Genomic DNA, 20995 nt, shown 5'->3' with positions numbered 1-20995 from the left:
AGTTTTTAAATACCAGCATTTATCACAACGCCCACTCTAACCGTACCTTCAGAAATTTGTTAGCACTTTTAGGGTTGAATCAAGCAATCTAACCTACCTGAAAACCTTCCAAGTTTTTACCGATGAATCCTGCCTAAAGCAAAAACTATGCACGTAAACCGACGACAGACTATTTACGACCATACTGCGCCCCAGTTTCACCGTCGACCCGCCTTATGAAGACTGAGAAGTTGAGCTGCATTAATACATCAGTATCACGGTTCAAGAAACATAAAAATCATGATTTTCCACTATTTAAAAACCGAGAATAACCAAATTACAATAAAATATACGATTAAAAAATTACAATTTAAAATAAGTTCCCTTGTATCATTTGCTTCTCCGGAATAAGAAGATGTCGGTCAACGCCTTCTATACCACCGATAAGAAAAGGACTACTACTGTCATGTTTTTGTTTGTTTTTTTGTACAGTCAGTTGGTTATATGTCGCATAGCAATATGAGCAACCATGCAAACATGTATTGTATGAACCAATATCAATGCTTTTGATACATCCACATGCTTCTCTTTGCCCTGAATCTTTCTGGGAATCAAGCTGAATACCAAAGACCTGTTTAATTAACCGATCGTCAATACATTTTCCATGTTGGATACCTGCTTGAGATAGATTAACTTCTTCCGCACAGCTTTCAATTTCCATTCCTACAGATGATGCAACTTGATACATATAATGGGTGAGTTCCAGCAGAACATCAGGCTGCCGAGTAATATCAACATAACTTAATTCGTTTATTTCTTTTAGATTTTTATCTGTTTTGGCATATAGATCTGCAAAACTAATAACTACTCTTTGAGTTTTCCCTGCCAATAAATGCGCGATTTTATGGAAAAGACGTTTATGCTCATTAATGTCAACCAGGTTACATAATAAAATCGGATCATATCGCCAGATTATTTTATCTGATCCGATAAACTTACTGAGGTCTGTAAATGTTCTAATTGTTCTATTTGGATTTGGAACATTATTCTCCAAGGTCTTTGGATACCCAGTTATGGTATATTGAAAATAGTATTGATATCCTCGTTGATTGAGTTCTGGAAGGTGACGCATCAACATGTGAGGGTTTCTCGTCCAGAATACAAAAAGATCTACCTCATTCGGGCTTAAAGAAATTCGTTTTATCTGATTAGCATTAAATGGGTTTCTTGTAAGCAAGAAGCCTTCCCTGATTCGATTCATAAACCAAGGCGTATAAAACGCAGGAATATCTGTTCTTCTGCTAGCGCTGATAATCAACTCTCTTTCCTATATTCAAATATAATTGTGTCATTTGTATTTGGGATACTTTCCACAAACAGACCTTGATTTATGTTATAGATGACATTATTGTTATTTATTATTATCCAATCAAGCTCTGAGTACCCTTTAAAATGGTATTTATTTATAGGAGAAATCGCAGAGGAAATATTATCATCAAAGACATCTCTACCCAATCCGATATGATTCACATCAATAAAAACAAGAATTGAACCTGGCGACATATCTTGGTTGATAGCTGAAGTTAAATTTTGTAAAAATTGCGCATGCATTCCATTTTTGTACATAGTCGAAAAACTTTTACATATGAATACAATATGAGCATCTTTCAAACTGAAAGATTCTGTTAAATTAGTCTGTCGGAAAGTGCAATTCTGTACATTAGGGCGTGCTGTGTTCCAGAAGGTACTGAGATCCAATCCTGTATAGTTGATCTGAATGTTTAATTGATTATCTTGATTATACTTAGAAATCGCATAGTAATCAGGAGCAAAACCACAACCTAGCGAAATGATATTCAATGGCGAGTTTCGAAATCTAGTCAGAATTTGAGATACTTCTAAATAGTGATATATTTCACTAATGTAGCTGGGTCCATATTTAATGACATAAGTATCCATTTTCTTTTGACAATTATAGCTATCATTCCGATGATAGTAGTCTTCGGTAAGAGAGTTTTCACAATTACATGGAGAACGATCACCGCAACATTCCAGGCTGGATATTTCATTATTACAATCTCTCATTGCATTTAAAAACATTGCAACATCCTTTCTTGTAGTGTTTTGATCTATAAAAGTTTTAATCCAGAAGAAAAAACATGGCGGATTAAAAATTAATATGCGTCGAGATTTGCTATTTTGCATCAGTGGAGATGACTTTTACATGAGCTTGGTCACTTTTTTGTAATTAATTAGACGTTGTATCGGCAGCACCAACAAAAACTCATAATCTTAGCATTAAAAATATAAAAAACAATGAGTTGGCATTCGGAAATTAATAATCATTATAATAATTTCAAGCAACACATAAAAATTACATAGAAAAAATTTTTATAAATTGTTTAGGCTGTTTTTAGGGGGGATTATCTCGGTTCTAAAGAAGAGCCCGTCATCAATGCAGGACTAACGCTTTTAGTGTTATAATAACGGGTGCCGCTGTCTTTTCGATCTTGTGCAGGGATACAGACAACGCTCAAACCAGACCACACCGCCAGACACACGAAACGATAACTGACAAACCATGACCGACGTAAAATCAGGTACACACCACACGGTATCCACCGACTCTCGCGCTTCTCGCCTTAACCGCTTCTCCATCGCGCCGATGTTGGACTGGACCGATCGCCATTGCCGTTATTTTCTTCGCCAGTTGAGCAGCCAGACGCTGCTGTATACCGAAATGGTGACGACAGGCGCGATTCTTCACGGCAAAGGCGACTATCTGGCCTACAGCGAAGAAGAACACCCGCTGGCGCTACAGCTCGGCGGTAGCGATCCGCAAGCGCTGGCGCAGTGTGCCAAACTGGCAGAACAGCGTGGCTATGATGAAGTTAACCTGAACGTTGGCTGCCCATCTGACCGTGTACAGAACGGCCGTTTCGGTGCCTGCCTGATGGGCGAAGCGGCGCTGGTGGCGGACTGCATCAAGGCGATGAAAGACAGTACCTCAATCCCGATTACGGTGAAAACCCGCATCGGCATTGACGATCAAGACAGCTATGAATTCCTGTGCGACTTTATTCAAACCGTCGCCGAACGCGGCGAGTGCGATACCTTTATCGTCCACGCGCGCAAAGCCTGGCTATCAGGCCTGAGTCCGAAAGAGAATCGCGAAATTCCACCGCTGGATTATCCGCGCGTTTACCAGCTCAAGCGCGATTTCCCTGCGCTCACTATCGCCATCAACGGCGGCGTCAAAACGCTGGAAGAAGCCAAAACGCATTTACAGCACCTGGACGGCGTGATGATGGGCCGTGAGGCTTACCAGAATCCTGGGATTCTGGCGCAGGTTGACCGTGAGCTATTTGGCATCGACACCGCCACGCCGGATCTGGCTGGTGTGGTGCGAGCCATGTATCCCTATATCGAGCGCGAACTCTCTGGCGGCGCGTCATTAGGCCACATCACGCGCCACATGCTCGGCATGTTTCAGGGCATCCCCGGCGCGCGTCAGTGGAGACGCTATCTGAGTGAAAACGCCCACAAACCCGGTGCTGACGCTGCGGTGGTAGAGCGTGCACTAGCGCTGGTTAATCTGGTTTAAAAAACACTAATAGTTAGTGTTTTTCACCACCTCTCTTTCATTTCTCTTCTTCGTGCCGCTGGTAAATCAATCACTTACCAGCGGCGCATCTTGGCATGATTCTTGTTATAGCTTATGTGGCACGCAGAACTTTTCTCTGCGGTTTAACCGCTACAGGAGCACACCATGTTGGAAATTTTCTTCGTTATTGGCTTTTTTATCATGCTGATGTTGACGGGCGTGTCACTGCTGGGCGTGATTGCGGCACTGTTTGTGGCGTCCCTTTTTATGTTGATTGGTGGGCTGTTTAGCATCGCGATAAAGGTGCTGCCGTGGCTGATTTTAGCCGTCGCGGCGGTGTGGCTGTGGCGCAAATTTAGCGGTCGACCTGTCTACAACTCGCACCGCTATACCTATCGCAAATACACGTATCGCCAGCGCAACGGAAATGAGTGGTAATGCCAGAAAAATCTGAATTACGCACGAAAATGACGGGCAACGCCGTATTTAACATCAACTTGTTTTACTACAGCTTGTTTTAATACGGCTTGTTTTAATATGACCTGTTTTAGTACAAAAGTGTGCGCCAGCAGATATTTTTTCCCGGATGTGGCTGCTAGGATGACGCCACAGTTTGACACCCGATTGTCGTTTAGAGGGTGAGCAAACTAAGTTAGGTAAATAAACAGTCGGATAAATAAAACACGGTGGCAAAAAGCCACACAATTTCATCATCGTCAGGGAAATAATAGCCGCACAGCGGCACTTTCGTGACGATCACCACGCTGTACCCTACATACAGTCTGATGAAATTAGCGTAACGGCCAAGGCCTTTCAGGCAATAATACCGACTCGTTAAGAGTCGGTATTATTGTCAGGCTCTGTCACTCAGCAACCGCCTTCCCTGACCTCAGCATTCACTCACACACCACGTCTACTGTGCTATTGCAACGGCTCACGCTTGTGTAGCTTCACACGAAAGCCTGATGGCGACATCGTAAAAGCAAAGCTCTCAGTGACGTCCGATGCGGGCTGCTGCGCCTCGACGCGGAACCCGCTACACAGCGCGTGAAATCCCAGTTTAATTTCCATTAATGCCAGCGACCGTCCGGGGCACATACGCGGCCCGCCACCGAAGGGCTGAAGATCGGAAAAAGAGGCCTTTCCGCGTTCAAGCCACCGCTCAGGCACAAAATCATCAGGCTGCTGAAACAGCGCATCGTCAAACCCGCTCGCATTCAGCATCAGCAACAAAGGCGTGCCCTTTTTAATCAGGAAATCATCAATAACGGTGTTCTTCGTTGGCTCAAGATACAACAGCGGTGCAACGGGCTTGAGCCGCATCGATTCATACATCACAGCGGTGAGCCAGGGCAGTCGCGGAAGCGGCCACGGGAGGAGTGCTCCGGCACCATCAGCCGCCTCTTTACACTCTTGAAAAACGCACTCTTCGACCGAAGGTGCTGAGCAAAGCTGGAAACTCATCCAGGCCAGCGTATTCGCCGTCGTGTCCTCCCCCGCGAGAAGGAGCGTAATCGCATTGGCGACAATGTCGTCGTCTTTCAGCGTCCCGTCTTTTTTCTGCTCGGCGAGCATCACCTGTAGCATATTTTCCGGCGCTTCCATTAATTGCGGATTGAGCCGGAGGCGTTTCCGCTGGCGATAAATAAACCCATCAACGTATTCACGAATCAAGCTCAGGCTTGCATCGAACTGCTTATCTCGCTCCCTCCTGATGTACCGCCATACAGGAAACAAAGAACCACTGCGGGCATTAATCATGGGAAATAGGCGACGTAAGCTTTGCGACAGCGGGTTTTCCCCCTGTTCGAGCGTATTCACGTCTTCACCAAAAGCCAGTAATGACGTGATATCAACCGTATAGCGCTTGAATTCTTCCACGAGGACAACCGTTTCCCCGGTTTCAGCCAACATCGCGAAACGGTCCGATAGCCGGGAGGTCACCTTCCTGAGGCTGGGATAGAAATACTTCAGATGGGCGGGCTGAAACATCGGTTCCGTCAGCCTGCGCTGATGCTCCCAGCGTTTCCCTTCCGATGAGAAAACCCCGTTCAACCCCGCTTCCTGAAACACGGATTCAATGCTGCTGATGCGCCGAAATTCGTCAGGGCGGGATTTCATGATGGTGCGAATGCATTCCGCATCGGCAATCACTATCGCGGACGTGAGCCCCAGCCTTAAGCGATAAAAGCGACCATACTGCGCTTTCCACCGCAGCATCTGGAGATGAACATCACTTCGTTTCAGGTAATCAACATGCCCAAGAATACTTCGGGTTGGGGGCATTGGCAGGCGTTTGATGGATCTCATACTCACATCCTTCTTTAGTGTGTTCAAAATCAGGCGAGAAATCGCCTGTGAAAACAACAATCGAGATAGCGGAGAGGTAAAGAGAGAACCATTTTTGAAAAAATGCCGTGGAACCGATGCTCACAGCCAGACGCGACATACGCGTTCGATTCTGCTTATTGGGATTGATGTATGGCACAGACAACGAGCAAGGCACAGGATCTGAATGACTGTCTTAATATCTGCTTTTCGTCAAATCCTACAGAGAGGTGTTTAAAAAACAAACAAACCGTTTTGGTTTTTTTGTTAAGAAGTAATACTGTCGGCCATTCTTTTCCCTGTCTGGAAAAGGGGTAGCGGGAGAAGCGAGGTTATCGGCAGAATGCGATAACCTCATTGAACAATTAGCCCGGAATCAGCAGGCATGAGCCCTGCGTACTACGGCTTTCCAGCGCCCGATGCGCCGCTTGCGCATCCGACAGCGCGAATTTCTGGTTCTGCGGCACATCTACCGTAATCGCCCCGCTGGCGATCAGTGAAAAGAGTTCATTGCTGGCCTGTTCCAACTCGGCGCGGTTCGTCACGTAGCCAAACAGCGACGGACGCGTGACGTACAGCGAGCCTTTCTGGTTCAAAATCCCCAGATTGACGCCGGTGACCGGCCCGGACGCATTGCCGAAGCTGACCATCAATCCACGGCGACGCAGGCTATCGAGCGAGGCTTCCCAGGTATCTTTTCCGACCGAGTCATACACAACGTTCACCTTCTGCCCGTCGGTCAGTTCTGCGACGCGCTGCGCAATATTCTCGGTACGGTAATTTATTGTCGCCCAGGCACCCGCCTGTTTTGCCCGTTCCGCTTTCTCATCAGAGCCCACCGTCCCGATCAGCTTCGCACCCAGCGCCTTCGCCCACTGGCAGGCAATCAACCCAACGCCACCCGCTGCGGCATGGAACAGGAAGACTTCATTTGGCTTAATTTCATATGTCTGACGCAGCAGGTAGTAAACCGTCAGCCCTTTCAGGAAAGAGGCCGCTGCCTGCTCAAAGCTGATGGCATCCGGCAGCAGCGCCACCTTTTCTGCCACTACGTTATGTACTTCGCTATACGCGCCCAGCCCAGACTGCGCATACACCACGCGATCGCCGACTTTCAGCTCGCTAACCCCTGCTCCGACTTTCGTCACGATGCCTGCCGCTTCGGTTCCCAGCCCGGAAGGCAGATCAGGAACCGGATACAGGCCGCTGCGAATATAGGTATCGATAAAATTAATGCCGATGGCGCGGTTCTCAACCTGAACCTCTCCCGCAGCGGGGTCGGCAGGCGTGAAATCCGCATATTGCAGAACCTCTGGGCCACCATAAGCTCGGAACTGAATGCGTTTTGCCATGTTATCTCCTTAATCGTGACAGGTTCGTTGTCTCTCTATGATACTTATACCCTAAATAATTCGAGTTTCAGGAAGGCGGCAAGCGAGGGAGTCCCGATGAGCTTACTCAAGTAAGTGATTCGGGTGACTGAACGCAGCCAACGCACATGCAACTTGAAGTATGACGGGTATATTGTGTTATTTCGGACGTGTGGCATATACAATGCCCCCTAATCCAATGGCAAATCAACCGGTAAAGAACCCGTTTCATGGCAGAGAAAAGACCCACCAATAAATCGAATGAACCCCGTGACCGCCAGATGGAAGGTCTGAAACTTCCGCCACATTCGCTGGAAGCGGAGCAATCGGTATTGGGTGGCCTGATGCTCGACAATGAGCGCTGGGATAATGTCGCCGAGCGTGTTGTCGCGAACGACTTCTATAACCGCGCCCACCGCCTGATCTTCACCGAAATGCAGCGCCTGCTCGAAATGAGCAAACCCATCGACCTGATTACGCTGTCCGAATCGCTTGAGCTGCAAGGTTCGCTGGAATCCGCCGGTGGCTTCGCCTATCTTGCCGAACTGGCAAAAAACACCCCAAGCGCCGCGAACATCGGAGCCTATGCCGATATCGTACGCGAGCGCGCCGTGGTGCGTGAAATGATCTCCGTCGCCAATGAGATCGCCGATGCAGGCTACGATCCACAGGGGCGCAGCAGTGAAGATCTGCTCGATCTGGCGGAATCCCGCGTCTTCCAGATCGCCGAAAACCGCGCCAGCAAAGACGAAGGCCCGAAAAGCATCGACCGTATTCTCGAAGACACCGTTTCCCGTATCGAGCAGCTGTATCAGCGCCCGCACGACGGCGTAACCGGCGTCTCTACCGGCTATCAGGATCTGGATAAAAAGACCGCAGGCTTGCAAAAATCTGACCTGATCATCGTCGCGGCGCGTCCATCAATGGGTAAAACCACCTTCGCCATGAACCTGTGTGAAAACGCGGCGATGATGCAGGATAAACCGGTGCTGATCTTCAGTCTGGAGATGCCCGGTGAGCAGATCATGATGCGTATGTTGGCATCGCTGTCCCGCGTGGATCAGACCCGTATTCGTACCGGTCAGTTGGACGATGAAGACTGGGCGCGTATTTCCAGCACCATGGGGATCCTGCTGGAAAAGCGCAATATGTACATCGATGACTCCTCCGGCCTGACGCCGACCGAAGTGCGATCCCGCGCCCGCCGCGTGTTCCGTGAACACGATGGCCTGAGCCTGATCATGATCGACTACCTGCAGTTGATGCGCGTGCCGTCACTGTCCGACAACCGTACGCTGGAGATTGCAGAAATTTCCCGCTCGCTCAAAGCATTGGCAAAAGAATTGCAGGTTCCGGTCGTCGCCCTATCGCAGCTTAACCGTAGCCTGGAACAACGTGCCGATAAGCGCCCGGTTAACTCGGATCTGCGTGAATCCGGCTCCATCGAGCAGGATGCCGACCTGATTATGTTTATCTATCGTGATGAGGTGTATCACGAAAACAGCGACCTGAAAGGCATCGCTGAAATTATTCTGGGGAAACAGCGTAACGGCCCGATTGGTTCCGTTCGTTTGACCTTTAACGGGCAGTGGTCGCGCTTTGATAACTATGCCGGCCCACAATATGATGATGAATAACGCAGCGCTCAGCAATGACAACACTGCACTAAGGAACAAGAATGAAAACGGCAACAGCCGTCATTAACCGGCGTGCTTTACGCCACAACCTGCAACGTATCCGCCAGCTCGCGCCTGGCAGCCAGGTCGTTGCCATCGTGAAAGCCAACGCCTACGGCCACGGCATGATCGACGCTGCCCATACCTTTTCCGACGCTGACTGTTACGGCGTCGCGCGGCTCTCCGAAGCGCTGGCACTGCGCGCCGCAGGCATCACCAAGCCTATCGTCCTGCTGGAAGGCTTTTTCTCCGCAGACGAGCTTCCGCTTCTGGTGGAGCACCAGCTAGAAACCGCCGTTCACAGCCCTGAACAGCTTGCCGCACTGGAGCAGGCCACGCTGCCACAGCCGATCCCCGTGTGGATGAAGCTCGATAGCGGCATGCACCGCCTTGGCGTTCTGCCGGAACACGCCGACGCGTTTTGGCAACGCCTGACCGAATGCCGCAATGTGGTTCAGCCGGTCAATATCATGAGCCACTTTTGCCGCGCCGATGAACCCGAAGCCGGCACCACCGAACGCCAACTAACCTGCTTCGATGCCTTTACGCAGGGTAAACCCGGCGCACAGTCCATCGCAGCCTCCGGCGGCATTCTGCTGTGGCCACAGTCGCACCGCGATCGCGTTCGTCCCGGCATCATTCTCTATGGCGTGTCGCCGCTGGATAACGAAGACGCCGCGCATTTCGGCTTCCAGCCTGCAATGACCTTTACGTCTCACCTGATTGCCGTTCGCGAACACTATGCAGGCGAAGCGGTCGGTTACGGCGGTACCTGGACCAGCCCGCGCAATACCCGTCTGGGCGTGGTAGCCGTCGGCTACGGCGATGGCTATCCGCGCTGCGCGCCAGCAGGAACCCCCGTGCTCATCAACGGGCGTGAAGTGCCGCTTTCCGGCCGCGTATCAATGGATATGATTACGGTGGATTTAGGGCCGAATGCGCAGGACAAGGTTGGCGATGAGGTCATTCTTTGGGGGCCAACGCTACCGGTTGAACGCATTGCCGCGCATACGGGTGCCAGCGCCTACGAACTGATTACGCGCTTAACCCAGCGCACTGCGGTGGAATACGTCGACGGTGAGTAAAAACGGACCAGCAGGTTTTTATCGGCAGGCGCATGGCTTGCCGACCTTAAAACGGGTTATCTACTATGCGGCAAGCTGGCTTGCCATCTCCGCGATCCTGACGCTGTTTGCCCTCGTCAATTTCTATACTCTGAAACCGACGGATGTCGGCGGCACGCTGTTTGGCGGCATGTTTAGCGCGATGTTCGATCTCATCTACTGGTCTTGCGCCGCATCGGGTTTCTGTTTTCTAGCGCTCTTTCGGCTTTCAGGATGGCGTGTTGCCTGGATACTCGCGGGTCTGGTGCAAATCGGCATCAGCGCCCTGTGGCGGATTCAATATTGGCAGGAGTATGAAAACGACAATTTGATACTCTCCCCGATGCCCGGTGAGCTGTATGTTTCCATGCTGGTAGGCGCAGGCATGGCCGCTATCGGCATCGTGAAATATCGACACGCGCGGCGCAACCCAGTCGCTCAACGCCCAACCTATGCTAAAGCCGTCGCCGCATTGCTGCTCGTTGCGCTTTATCTGGCGCTTCCGCTACATCTCTACCTGCGTGAACCTCTCCCCTACTGCGCCTTTAGCTCTGACGGACAACAGTTAAGCATATGCCTGGGAGACAATGACGAGCGGATCATTGTGGAGTGATGGATTTACTGCCGTATAGGCAGTTTAGAAAGATGAGCAACATGACAGAGTGCTATCTGTCTCGTTCACTGCCGCACAGGCAGCTTAGAAAATTGTGTCCGCGATCATCTCAGGTGTTAAATCGTTCACTGCCGTATAGGCAACTGAGAAATGGTATGCCAAAGCCGGAGCAGATATAGAAAAGTTCACTGCCGTATACGCAGCTTAGAAACACTGCGTAGTACCCATCACCACAACACAGCGGTTCACTGCCGTGTAGGCAGCTCAGAAATAGGACCTATTGACTCTTAATCAATTGGTCGCGTCCACTGCCGAGCAGGCAGCTAAGAAAATAAAGCTCTCCTAAAGTCAGGAATAAAAAACTCATAGGCAACGCGGCCTAAAAAGCTGGTAGTCTGTTTGGCTGACTGCCTGATACTGTTTAGGAAACGCGATGTACCACATTGATGACTTCGATCTGAAAATCCTGACGCTGCTACAGACGAACGGCCGCCTGACCAATCAGGAACTGAGCGATCTGGTTGGGCTTTCCGCCTCGCAGTGTTCCCGCCGTCGCATCGCGCTAGAGCAGGCACAGCTGATTCTCGGCTATCATGCCCGTCTGTCGCCGAACGCGGTCGGGCTGGAATGTCTGGGGTTAATTGAGGTGCGACTGATCAATCACACCAGCGAATACGTTGAGCGTTTTCACCAGATGCTGGGAGAAGTGGACGCCATCATCGACGCCTATAAAACCACGGGCGATGCCGATTATCTGTTAAAAGTCGCCGTGGCAGATCTGCCTGGACTCAGCACGCTGATTAGTCAGATTCTGTCGCAGAACAAGAGCGTCGCGCACCTGAAAACCTCCGTGGTATTGAACCGCCTCAAAGAGAACGGTTTGATGATGCCGGAACGGCCTGCGTTGCCCTAAGTTGGGGCAATCGCCTCTATTTGGTGCAGAAAATCTGCATTTCACGCAATAACCTCCAAATAAATGCACAAAATAGACAAATAAATAATAAAAAATGCATGAATCACGCATTATTTTCATTCATATAATTCAATACGTTGCTCTTATCGCAGGCGAGATTATGCCGATGCCAGCCGCTAAGCAGCACTATCTGGTGCGATTCTTGCTCTGGTAAGCACATGTTTTTACGACAGTCTGTTGAGTGCTCACCATGGATAACGTTATTCCCACACAAAAACTATCACACACGCTGCTGGAAGATATTCTGGCGATACTGATCGGCACGCTGATGGTATCGTTTGGCGTCATTCTGCTACGTCAGGCCGGCGCCCTCACCGGCGGCACCGCAGGTATCGCTTTTCTTATCCACTATCTGACAAACGTCTCCTTTGGCGTCGCGTTTTTCCTGCTGAACCTGCCCTTCTACTATCTGGCCTTACGCCGCATGGGGTGGGAATTCACGGTGAAAACGTTCTGCGCTGTCGGGCTGGTTTCGCTGTTTTCCGACCTGCACCCGATGTTCGTTCATTTCGATCAGCTCAATCCGTTCTACGCCACGCTGTTTGGCAATATCATCACCGGCATCGGCTTCGTGGTGCTGTTCCGCCATAAGGCCAGCCTCGGCGGCATGAACATTCTGGCGCTGTATCTTCAGGACAAATACGGCCTGCGGGCGGGAAAACTCCAGATGGGTGTTGACGTTGTGATTGTGCTGACTTCCCTGTTCGTGGTAAGCATACCGATGTTGATTGCTTCGATTCTGGGGGCAACCATTCTGAACCTGATTATCGCGATGAATCATCGCCCCGGCCGTTACGCGGCCTGATTGTCCCCCGCCATCGTCGGGGTTGCGGTACCCATAAAAATGACACATTCAGGAGAGCTACACTGTGTTTCAAAACGTTGATACCTATGCCGGAGATCCTATCCTGTCTCTGATGGAAAAATTCAAACAGGATCCAAGAGCGGATAAGATCAATTTGAGTATCGGGCTCTACTACAACGAGCAGAATATTATCCCGCAATTGCGCTCCGTCAGCGCGGCAGAAAGCAGCCTGAAACAGCCAGCGCAGAGCGCGAGCTCTTATTTGCCGATGGAAGGGCTACAGCCTTACCGTACCGCGATCCAACAACTGCTATTTGGTGAAAACCACGCGGCGCTGGAAGCGGGTCGCATCGCCACCATCCAGACGCTGGGCGGTTCCGGTGCGCTGAAAGTCGGTGCGGATTTCCTGAAACGCTACTTCCCGAATTCAGAAGTGTGGGTCAGCGATCCAACATGGGAAAACCATATTGCGATTTTTGAGGGCGCGGGCTTTAACGTTCACACTTATCCGTATTTCGATGGCGAAAATCTGGGCGTGAAATTTGACGCCATGCTGGCCACCCTGCAAGCGTTGCCAGCACGCAGCATCGTGCTGCTGCACCCGTGCTGCCACAACCCGACCGGTTCTGACCTCACCACTGAACAGTGGGATCGCGTCATTGAGGTCATCATCCAGCGTGAGCTGATTCCGTTTATGGACATCGCCTATCAGGGCTTTGGCCTCGGGATCGAGCAGGATGCCTATGCGATTCGCGCCGTTGCCAGCGCAGGTGTTCCGGCACTGATCGCCAACTCGTTCTCCAAGATTTTCTCACTGTATAGCGAGCGCGTCGGCGGCCTTTCAGTGGTGTGTGACGATGCTGACAGCGCACAGCGCGTGCTGGGTCAGTTAAAAGCGACTGTCCGCCGCAACTACTCTTCCCCACCGAATTTCGGCGCACAGGTGGTCTCTAAAGTCCTGAACGACGCGCAGTTGAACGCTGACTGGAAAGCGGAAGTCGAAGAGATGCGCACCCGCATTCTGAGCATGCGTCAGGAACTGGTTTCGGCACTGAAAAACGCACTGCCGAACCGTAACTTCGACTACCTGCTCACCCAGCGCGGTATGTTCAGCTACACCGGATTCAGCCCGGAACAGGTTGATCGTCTGCGTGAAGAATTCGGCGTGTACCTGATCGCCAGCGGCCGTATGTGTATGGCGGGGCTGAACCACAGCAACGTCCAGCGCGTTGCTGCGGCTTTCGCCGCGATTCAGTAAATCGTAAAATAATAAAGCCACTGGTTTAACCGACTCACCGTTGTGAACTCGCTTAACTCAGTGGCTTCTGTGATAAAAATCCCATGACCCAACTACGCTACCTGAACGGCTATCCCCCAACGATTGTTGCCCAAGTACAAACGCTCCTCGATCAAGGCAAACTCGGCCTCTGGCTGGAAAAAAGATACCCTGACCGCCATCCGATCCAGAGTGATAAGTCGCTCTATCAGTTTGTCGCCGAGCTGAAACAGCGCTATTTGAAAAACGCCCCGGCGATATCAAAGGTGCTTTACGACAATAAACAGAACCCGATAAAAGGGACGCTAGGAACCAATACGTTTGTGGCGCGTGTACAGGGCGGAAAATTAAAGTCCAATAACGAAATCAGAATAGCGACGCTGTTCCGTGACGGGCCGGAAGATTTCCTGCGGATGATCGTGATACACGAACTCGCTCACCTCAAAGAAAAAGATCACAACAAGGCCTTCTACCAACTCTGCTGCCATATGGAACCTGATTATCACCAGCTGGAATTTGATATGCGAATCTGGCTGAACTGGCGAGAAATAAATGCGGGTTAGGTCTAACTTCACCTTTTATTATGACTCGCTTTACTTTAGCTTTGCCTTAGCCGTATTATTTCCGCGCGGATAATCGATATATTATCACGCAGTCTATTGATAAATATTCTCATAAGGATTTGATATGGCTAATTTGATTTATGCCAGCATTAATGGTCAAAAACAGGGTTTAATATCATCTGGTTGCTCAACGCTAGATTCAATTGGTAATCGCTACCAAACGGGTCATGAAGATCAAATACAAGTATTAGGGTTAAACCACAGCATCAGTCGCGAACAGAATGTCGCGCATCATCCGATTCATTTTATTAAGCCAATCGATAAGTCGTCTCCGTTATTAGGGATGGCGATCTCTTATAATGAAAAAGTTGATGTGACATTTTATTTTTATCGCGTCAATTCCGCTGGGCAGTTAGAACTTTATTACGAAGTGACCTTAACGGATGCAAGCATTGTCGACGTCACCTGTGTCTATCCACACGTCATCGATAATAACGACATCATGCCGTATGAAAAAGTCCAGCTGAAATATAAAACCATAGCATGGAACCACAAAATCGCAGGAACGTCGGGTTACAGTATTTGGGAGGAAATGAGCCTCTAAGATTTAGGCCTTTGATAACAAGCACATCTTATTAGCTGTGCTTGTTATTCATCACTTATCACAAAGATCGATACTTTTCACATATTTACTGGGATCCATCCAGGATTTTTTAGGGCAGATTTCATAGCCTTGATGGCTAAGGTTATGTGACATATATATCGATAAGAACAGGCTCACCACTGCGCCAACTATAGCGGCTACTGCTAGTCTATCCGCTAATTTATTATTCATTCTTGGCAGTTCATTTTTTATTGCTGAAAAAAATGCCAGATATGAAAAGTAGAATAATAGCGGCGCAGCAAATACTAGAACACCGACTTTCCAAGAGAAAGTGATTACATCACTTAATGCAAAGAAAGCTAAATACCCACTTAAAGAAAACCAACATCCCCAGCAGGAAATAATAGCAATAAACACTGCAAATGCACCAACTAATGGTCTGTTTACCTTAACCACGACTGACTCACCCCCAAGCATGAAAAAGTATTCCCTATCAGACATCCATTTTTCTTCTTACTCTTTACAAAGAGAAATGTCTTTCACATATTTATTGGGATCCATCCAGGATATTTTAGGGCAATCTTTATAACCCTGATGGCTAAGGCTGTATGATATATACGCTGATGACAATAAACTAAATACAGCACCAAATATAAGAAGCTTAACCAACCACTCGCCTAATTTATTATTGATCCTCACATGCTCATTTTTTATAGCAGAACAAAAGCAAACATATGAGAAATAGAATGATAAAGGTACACCAAAGATAGTAAGCCCAACCCTCCATGAAAAAACAACTGCATCAATTAAGTTAAAAAATGATAAATATGCACTTAAAGAAAACCAAGTTCCCCAGATGGAAAGGCATAAAAGAAAAACAGAAAACGTACCAATCAATGGTCTGTTTACTTTAACCACGACTGACTCCCCCTAGGCATGAAAAAGCATACTCTCGTACCATTTTTACTCTTTACAAAGAGAAATGTCTTTTACATACTTATTGGGATCCATCCAGGATGTTTTAGGGCATATTTCATAACCATAATTCCTAAAATTATAAGACATGTAGAAAGATGAGAATGAACTAATGACAGCACCAACGATCATTATTATAAATAACCCCCTCCAAACTTATTATTAATTTTCGCCATTTTATTATTTATTGCAGAATAAAAAAATAAATATGAAAAATAGAATAGCAAAGGAGAATCAAATACCATTAACCCAACTTTCCATGAAAAACTATCTTATCATTTAACTGTAAAATATCTAAATATGAATTAAAAGAAAACCAACCAGTAAAACATGTCAATAGAAAAATAAAAACTGCAAATGCGCCAGCTAATGGCCGATTAATCTTAACCACGACTGTACCTCCCCCAAGCATGAAAAAGCATATTCTCTTATCATTATTTATTCTTTACAAAGAGCAATGTTTTTTACATATTTATTCGGAGACATCCAGGACGTCTTAGGACAGACTTCATACCCCGACTCATTTAGGCTATAAGAGATATACAGAGATGAAAAAAAACTAATCACAGCCCCCAAAATAGCAAATACAACCAATACATTTGAAATTTTATTATTCATTTTAATAGGCTTATTTTTTATCGCAGAAAAAAGGGAGAAATGAGAGAACTGCAATGCTATAGGTACTAAAAAAATCATCACACCCAGTTTCCATGAAAATAAAACAACATTACTTAACTTAAAAAAATCAATATACCCGCTTAAAGAAAACCATCCAGCCCAACATGAAAGGATAAAAGAAAAAAATGAAAACGAAAAAAAGAACGGCCTGTTTATTTTAACCACGACTGTAGTTCCCCCAAGCATGAAAGAATTGATCGGGATGATATGGAGTATAGTGCGTTTTATGTGATTTTAAATTTTTTATTATCGTCTCACTTATTTTATATTTGTCATCCAACCACAGTAATGAAAAACTGACAAATACCCCAAAAGCAAATACGCCAAGAGCAATACCAATAACACTCCCCCCCGTGACCATCATTGCGGTAGCTACTGTTTTCGCCCCCCAGGCAAACCCAATAGATATCGCTAATTTTGCGGCATCCATCGTTAAATTAACAAAGAAATCGGTCAGTGCGTATTCATCCTTCACCATCAATTCAATGGCTCGATAAGCACCTGAAAAAACAATGCAGAATCTTGCTCCTGCCGCAATACCACTTTCAATCCCTTTGGTACCTATCCCTATATCGAGTATTTTATGGTTACTGACTAAATATCGGGTGGCATCTAAATATTTCCTTACCCCCGGATAGCCAGATAATTTTATGTACTTACTGCCATTTTTCCCGACATATTCCGTTGCCGTGACGCCGAACCCTTTCATCTCCATCACGATTCGGCTCACAGACACGGCTTCTGCGATGTTCCCAGCAAACGATGAAACAGGATCGGTACAGCCAAATATGGCTGTTTTCCACGATTGATTAGGATTCGGTGTGCATAACGTCTGTAAAAAATACGTCGCTTCCTGCACAGTTAATATGGCATGAATGTTATCGTTATTTATTTCATTGAGTTGAGCATGTAATTTCTGATAGTTAATATCAGCATGCTGCTTTTTAAAATCAAGATGATCTTCTAACCGATAATCATCATCAACAAGCGTTTTTAAAACCGAATCGTATTTCACAGCATCTCATTCCTTTGAATTTTACTTAAGTCAACGAACTATTTCCCTGTAAGGCTACTTTAACGGAAAAATGATGATTTTTAAATGTTAATAACGTTCAATCCGCAATTTTTCATTCTCCACAAAGAAACTCTTTACTTAAAAATGTTACGAGAAAGGGGAATCAAAAATACGTTATTTAAAGGCGATAACGCATCAAACTCTGCCGATAGCGCTACCTCGATAATAGCCAGATAATGGCACTTAAAACCGGGGATAAACTGCCTGTACGGCAGTGAACTCCGACTGCACTGCGACAGTGTCGGCTGGGAATTTCTAAGCTGCCTATGCGGCAGTGAACCTGTTCTGCGTGACCGGCAATATATCGTATCCTTTCTAAGCTGCCTATACGGCAGTGAACCGCAGCAAGGCAAGTTTGCGCTGGACAAGACATTTCTAAGCTGCCTATACGGCAGTGAACGAGTTGGCTATCGCTGCGCCTGAACGCCGCAATTTCTAAGCTGCCCATACGGCAGTGAACATCAACGCCGGACACACGCGAATACCTGAGTCTTTCTAAGCTGCCTATACGGCAGTGAACCCGGCTGATGGCAAATTTGCTGCATTCATCATTTTCTAAGCTGCCTATGCGGCAGTGAACAGACGTTAAACGGAAAAAGGATCTGTAATCATTTTCTAAGCTGCCTAACCGGCAGTGAACAGCCAACCATCGCCGCCCTCGCTGCCTGATACTTTCTAAGCTGCCTATACGGCAGTGAACTGGAAAGACAGAGAAACCGGAACGGTGTATGTTTTCTAAGCTGCCTATACGGCAGTGAACTGCAAAGCGTACCCAGGAGGACGATCCGCAATTTTCTAAGCTGCCTAACCGGCAGTGAACTTCTGGTTGACGCATACCGGCCCCAATGGCTGTTTCTAAGCTACCTAACCGGCAGTGAACGCTATCACCGTTGATGATGAAGTTCACAAACTTTTCTAAGCTGCCTATCCGGCAGTGAACGCACAACAAGCCAATTTTGCGCGTGAAGTTCATTTCTAAGCTGCCTATGCGGCAGTGAACTTCAAGCGCTAGGACGCGCTCAAGGCCGATTTTTTTCTAAGCTGCCTATGCGGCAGTGAACTCTGTACACCGTCGCGGCGGGCGTGTGCATAATTTCTAAGCTGCCTATGCGGCAGTGAACGAAACAGACGGCAGACCGCGCAACCAGTTATTTTTCTAAGCTGCCTATGCGGCAGTGAACACAGGCGGAGAAGGCGGCATTCAGGGAACAATTTTCTAAGCTGCCTATGCGGCAGTGAACATGCTGCGTATCGGATTTAACGGTACGTCTGTTTTCTAAGCTGCCTATGCGGCAGTGAACGGCCGTGCTGCTGGTCAACGTTTGGCTGCACATTTCTAAGCTGCCTATACGGCAGTGAACACAGTAGTGACATACACACAGATGAGGGAGTTTTTCTAAGCTGCCTATACGGCAGCTTAGAAAGTAAAGACCATGGCTAATTGGCCCGTGTCAAGGTTCACTGCCGTATAGGCAGCTTAGAAACATCGGAAGGCAATAGAGTGCCGCGCCTCATGGTTCACTGCCGTATAGGCAGCTTAGAAATACCAGTGAAGAAGGGAAAGATCCGGCATTAGGTTCACTGCCGTATAGGCAGCTTAGAAATGATTGGGAAGACACATTGCACATGAGGAATGGTTCACTGCCGTATAGGCAGCTTAGAAATTGCATGAGAACTCCTTGAGCCTGAACCATTGGTTCACTGCCGTATAGGCAGCTTAGAAATCAAGAATCCCAGCAAGGCGCAAAAAGTGGTCGTTCACTGCCGTATAGGCAGCTTAGAAAACCCGCCCATGAAAGGAAGGCCAGCACAAGAAGTTCACTGCCGTATAGGCAGCTTAGAAAGATGCTAAAAGCAAGTTGGATGATTTGCAGCGGTTCACTGCCGTATAGGCAGCTTAGAAAGATCGTGATTTGACGCTGGCGAAAGACACAATGTTCACTGCCTATACGGCAGTGAACATTCTGCTTACTCTCATTGCTGCGCTGTCATTCTTTCTAAGCTGCCTATACGGCAGTGAACCCCACATCCAGCACCTGCACACCTTCAGTCGTTTTCTAAGCTGCCTATACGGCAGTGAACAGCTATCGCCATTGCTACTGTGCTCATCCAGTTTTCTAAGCTGCCTATACGGCAGTGAACCCAGTCTAATATCAAGGGCGCTTGGATTAGTATTTCTAAGCTGCCTATACGGCAGTGAACTTTGTCGCCCGGGCGAAACTTAACAGTAATGCTTTCTAAGCTGCCTATACGGCAGTGAACTTAGTTGACCGAGTGTTTAGCCGTATCGGTGATTTCTAAGCTGCCTATACGGCAGTGAACACTACAGTTTGCTGAACCTCCGGTTCTAACCTTTTCTAAGCTGCCTATACGGCAGTGAACCCATGACACTGTTAGTGGACATGGCGCAGCAATTTCTAAGCTGCCTATACGGCAGTGAACGGTACGGAATCAGCCCCACTGACGATAGAGCGTTTTCTAAGCTGCCTATACGGCAGTGAACGCGTCAGGCCGTCGCCAGTTGGCAGGAACGGTTTTCTAAGCTGCCTATACGGCAGTGAACGTGGCGATGGCGGTGAATCCGCAGATGACGATTTTCTAAGCTGCCTATACGGCAGTGAACCTCTCCGAAGCAAAATAGCCGGCGCTGCTGCTTTTCTAAGCTGCCGTATAGGCAGCTTAGAAAGCGCAAGATAGAGCAATGGCAGCATCTCAGGCGTTCACTGCCGTATAGGCAGCTTAGAAAAGAAAGCGTCACAGTTACGAGGCCACCTGCTGGTTCACTGCCGTATAGGCAGCTTAGAAAAGCATGAGCGCCCATCGACATGGCCGTCATCGTGTTCACTGCCGTATAGGCAGTGAACATTTGACAGCCTGACAGTGTTACAGGGGATTTTTTCTAAGCTGCCTATACGGCAGTGAACAAGGCTCGCACAGAGTTGTCTGATTTTATTGTTTTCTAAGCTGCCTATACGGCAGTGAACTGCGCCTGCACAACGACAGGCACATTAAGAGATTTCTAAGCTGCCTATACGGCAGTGAACGTGAAGGTTCCGATGACCGATATGCGCAAAGCTTTCTAAGCTGCCTATACGGCAGTGAACATCTGATGCGTGTTCAGAACGATAAATTGTGATTTCTAAGCTGCCTATACGGCAGTGAACATTCTCACAGACATGCTGGCAAAGGTGGATGATTTCTAAGCTGCCTATACGGCAGTGAACCTTGAGCGTTCTACTACCGCCCGGAACTCAGGTTTCTAAGCTGCCTATACGGCAGTGAACTGCGCCGATGATTTTGTAATGGTTGTCGATAATTTCTAAGCTGCCTATACGGCAGTGAACGCCAGCATTCAGCTTACGCAGCATCGTTG

At 47.9% G+C, this 20995-nt stretch carries 18 protein-coding genes, 1 pseudogene and 1 CRISPR repeat array; of the genes and pseudogenes, 10 read left to right on the top strand and 9 right to left on the bottom strand.

What is annotated here, in order from left to right:
• Positions 1–349: 349 nt before the first annotated feature.
• Positions 350–1297 carry a DUF1848 domain-containing protein gene (locus tag Q3A88_RS04015; RefSeq protein WP_039465913.1) on the bottom strand — a complete coding sequence of 316 codons (948 nt, stop codon included), beginning with the start codon at positions 1295–1297 and terminating at the stop codon, positions 350–352.
• Positions 1294–2079: a hypothetical protein gene (locus Q3A88_RS04010; protein WP_164671854.1), complete on the bottom strand. Its 786-nt coding sequence runs from the start codon at positions 2077–2079 to the stop codon at positions 1294–1296. Before Q3A88_RS04010 ends, Q3A88_RS04015 begins: the two co-directional genes overlap by 4 nt.
• A gap of 481 nt (positions 2080–2560) precedes the next feature.
• On the opposite strand from Q3A88_RS04010, the gene dusA reads away from it, so the two are divergent.
• Entirely contained in the window at positions 2561–3583 is a 1023-nt protein-coding gene (gene dusA / locus Q3A88_RS04005; RefSeq protein WP_039278491.1) for a tRNA dihydrouridine(20/20a) synthase DusA, read from the top strand.
• Positions 3584–3748: 165 nt separating this feature from the next.
• Positions 3749–4021 (top strand): envelope stress response protein PspG, encoded by a 273-nt coding sequence (gene pspG / locus Q3A88_RS04000; protein ID WP_010279209.1) that lies wholly within the window; start codon positions 3749–3751, stop codon positions 4019–4021.
• 483 nt (positions 4022–4504) lie between these two features.
• On the opposite strand, the gene Q3A88_RS03995 is transcribed toward pspG, so the two are convergent.
• The gene (locus tag Q3A88_RS03995; protein ID WP_014916565.1) at positions 4505–5893 is read right to left on the bottom strand and encodes a cytochrome P450; all 1389 of its coding nucleotides are present in this window, start codon (positions 5891–5893) and stop codon (positions 4505–4507) included.
• A 383-nt stretch (positions 5894–6276) separates the two neighbouring features.
• Positions 6277–7263, bottom strand: a complete 987-nt coding sequence (locus Q3A88_RS03990) for a quinone oxidoreductase (RefSeq protein ID WP_233990255.1) — start codon at positions 7261–7263, stop codon at positions 6277–6279.
• A 248-nt stretch (positions 7264–7511) separates the two neighbouring features.
• On the opposite strand from Q3A88_RS03990, the gene dnaB reads away from it, so the two are divergent.
• From dnaB to Q3A88_RS03950, 8 genes are all read left to right on the top strand, one after another.
• A complete protein-coding gene (gene dnaB / locus Q3A88_RS03985; protein ID WP_010279223.1) occupies positions 7512–8918 on the top strand; it encodes a replicative DNA helicase in 1407 nt (468 codons plus the stop codon).
• Between the two features lie 41 nt (positions 8919–8959).
• Positions 8960–10042 carry an alanine racemase gene (gene alr, locus Q3A88_RS03980; protein WP_233990253.1) on the top strand — a complete coding sequence of 361 codons (1083 nt, stop codon included), beginning with the start codon at positions 8960–8962 and terminating at the stop codon, positions 10040–10042.
• The gene (locus Q3A88_RS03975; RefSeq protein WP_233990252.1) at positions 10035–10673 is read left to right on the top strand and encodes a hypothetical protein; all 639 of its coding nucleotides are present in this window, start codon (positions 10035–10037) and stop codon (positions 10671–10673) included. Before alr ends, Q3A88_RS03975 begins: the two co-directional genes overlap by 8 nt.
• Before the next feature lie 433 nt (positions 10674–11106).
• Positions 11107–11586, top strand: a complete 480-nt coding sequence (locus Q3A88_RS03970; RefSeq protein WP_010279234.1) for an Lrp/AsnC family transcriptional regulator — start codon at positions 11107–11109, stop codon at positions 11584–11586.
• A gap of 250 nt (positions 11587–11836) precedes the next feature.
• A complete protein-coding gene (locus Q3A88_RS03965; RefSeq protein WP_010279239.1) occupies positions 11837–12451 on the top strand; it encodes a YitT family protein in 615 nt (204 codons plus the stop codon).
• A gap of 64 nt (positions 12452–12515) precedes the next feature.
• Positions 12516–13709, top strand: a complete 1194-nt coding sequence (locus Q3A88_RS03960; RefSeq protein WP_039465897.1) for an aromatic amino acid transaminase — start codon at positions 12516–12518, stop codon at positions 13707–13709.
• An 83-nt stretch (positions 13710–13792) separates the two neighbouring features.
• Positions 13793–14290, top strand: coding sequence for a M48 family metallopeptidase (locus Q3A88_RS03955; RefSeq protein WP_317177442.1), 498 nt, complete (start codon positions 13793–13795; stop codon positions 14288–14290).
• A 124-nt stretch (positions 14291–14414) separates the two neighbouring features.
• Positions 14415–14894 carry an Hcp family type VI secretion system effector gene (locus Q3A88_RS03950; protein ID WP_014916572.1) on the top strand — a complete coding sequence of 160 codons (480 nt, stop codon included), beginning with the start codon at positions 14415–14417 and terminating at the stop codon, positions 14892–14894.
• A 51-nt stretch (positions 14895–14945) separates the two neighbouring features.
• On the opposite strand, the gene Q3A88_RS03945 is transcribed toward Q3A88_RS03950, so the two are convergent.
• The 5 genes and pseudogenes from Q3A88_RS03945 to Q3A88_RS03925 form a co-directional block, all read right to left on the bottom strand.
• Positions 14946–15350 (bottom strand): DUF1240 domain-containing protein, encoded by a 405-nt coding sequence (locus Q3A88_RS03945; RefSeq protein ID WP_317177456.1) that lies wholly within the window; start codon positions 15348–15350, stop codon positions 14946–14948.
• A 57-nt stretch (positions 15351–15407) separates the two neighbouring features.
• Positions 15408–15812: a DUF1240 domain-containing protein gene (locus tag Q3A88_RS03940; protein WP_317177441.1), complete on the bottom strand. Its 405-nt coding sequence runs from the start codon at positions 15810–15812 to the stop codon at positions 15408–15410.
• A 45-nt stretch (positions 15813–15857) separates the two neighbouring features.
• Positions 15858–16260, bottom strand: a pseudogene (locus tag Q3A88_RS03935) (DUF1240 domain-containing protein).
• A 47-nt stretch (positions 16261–16307) separates the two neighbouring features.
• A complete protein-coding gene (locus Q3A88_RS03930; RefSeq protein ID WP_317177440.1) occupies positions 16308–16712 on the bottom strand; it encodes a DUF1240 domain-containing protein in 405 nt (134 codons plus the stop codon).
• A complete protein-coding gene (locus tag Q3A88_RS03925; RefSeq protein ID WP_317177439.1) occupies positions 16705–17562 on the bottom strand; it encodes a hypothetical protein in 858 nt (285 codons plus the stop codon). Before Q3A88_RS03925 ends, Q3A88_RS03930 begins: the two co-directional genes overlap by 8 nt.
• Before the next feature lie 1516 nt (positions 17563–19078).
• A CRISPR array of direct repeats spans positions 19079–19526; the repeat unit is 28 nt; unit sequence GTTCACTGCCGTATAGGCAGCTTAGAAA.
• Between the last annotated feature and the right edge of the window lie 1469 nt (positions 19527–20995).

The sequence above is a fragment of the Pectobacterium sp. HCp5_1 genome (genome assembly GCF_032905925.1).
In the GTDB taxonomy this organism is placed as follows: domain Bacteria; phylum Pseudomonadota; class Gammaproteobacteria; order Enterobacterales; family Enterobacteriaceae; genus Pectobacterium; species Pectobacterium brasiliense_A.
Note: the sequence above shows the minus strand (reverse complement) of the source record. Positions and strands in the feature narration are given on the sequence as shown.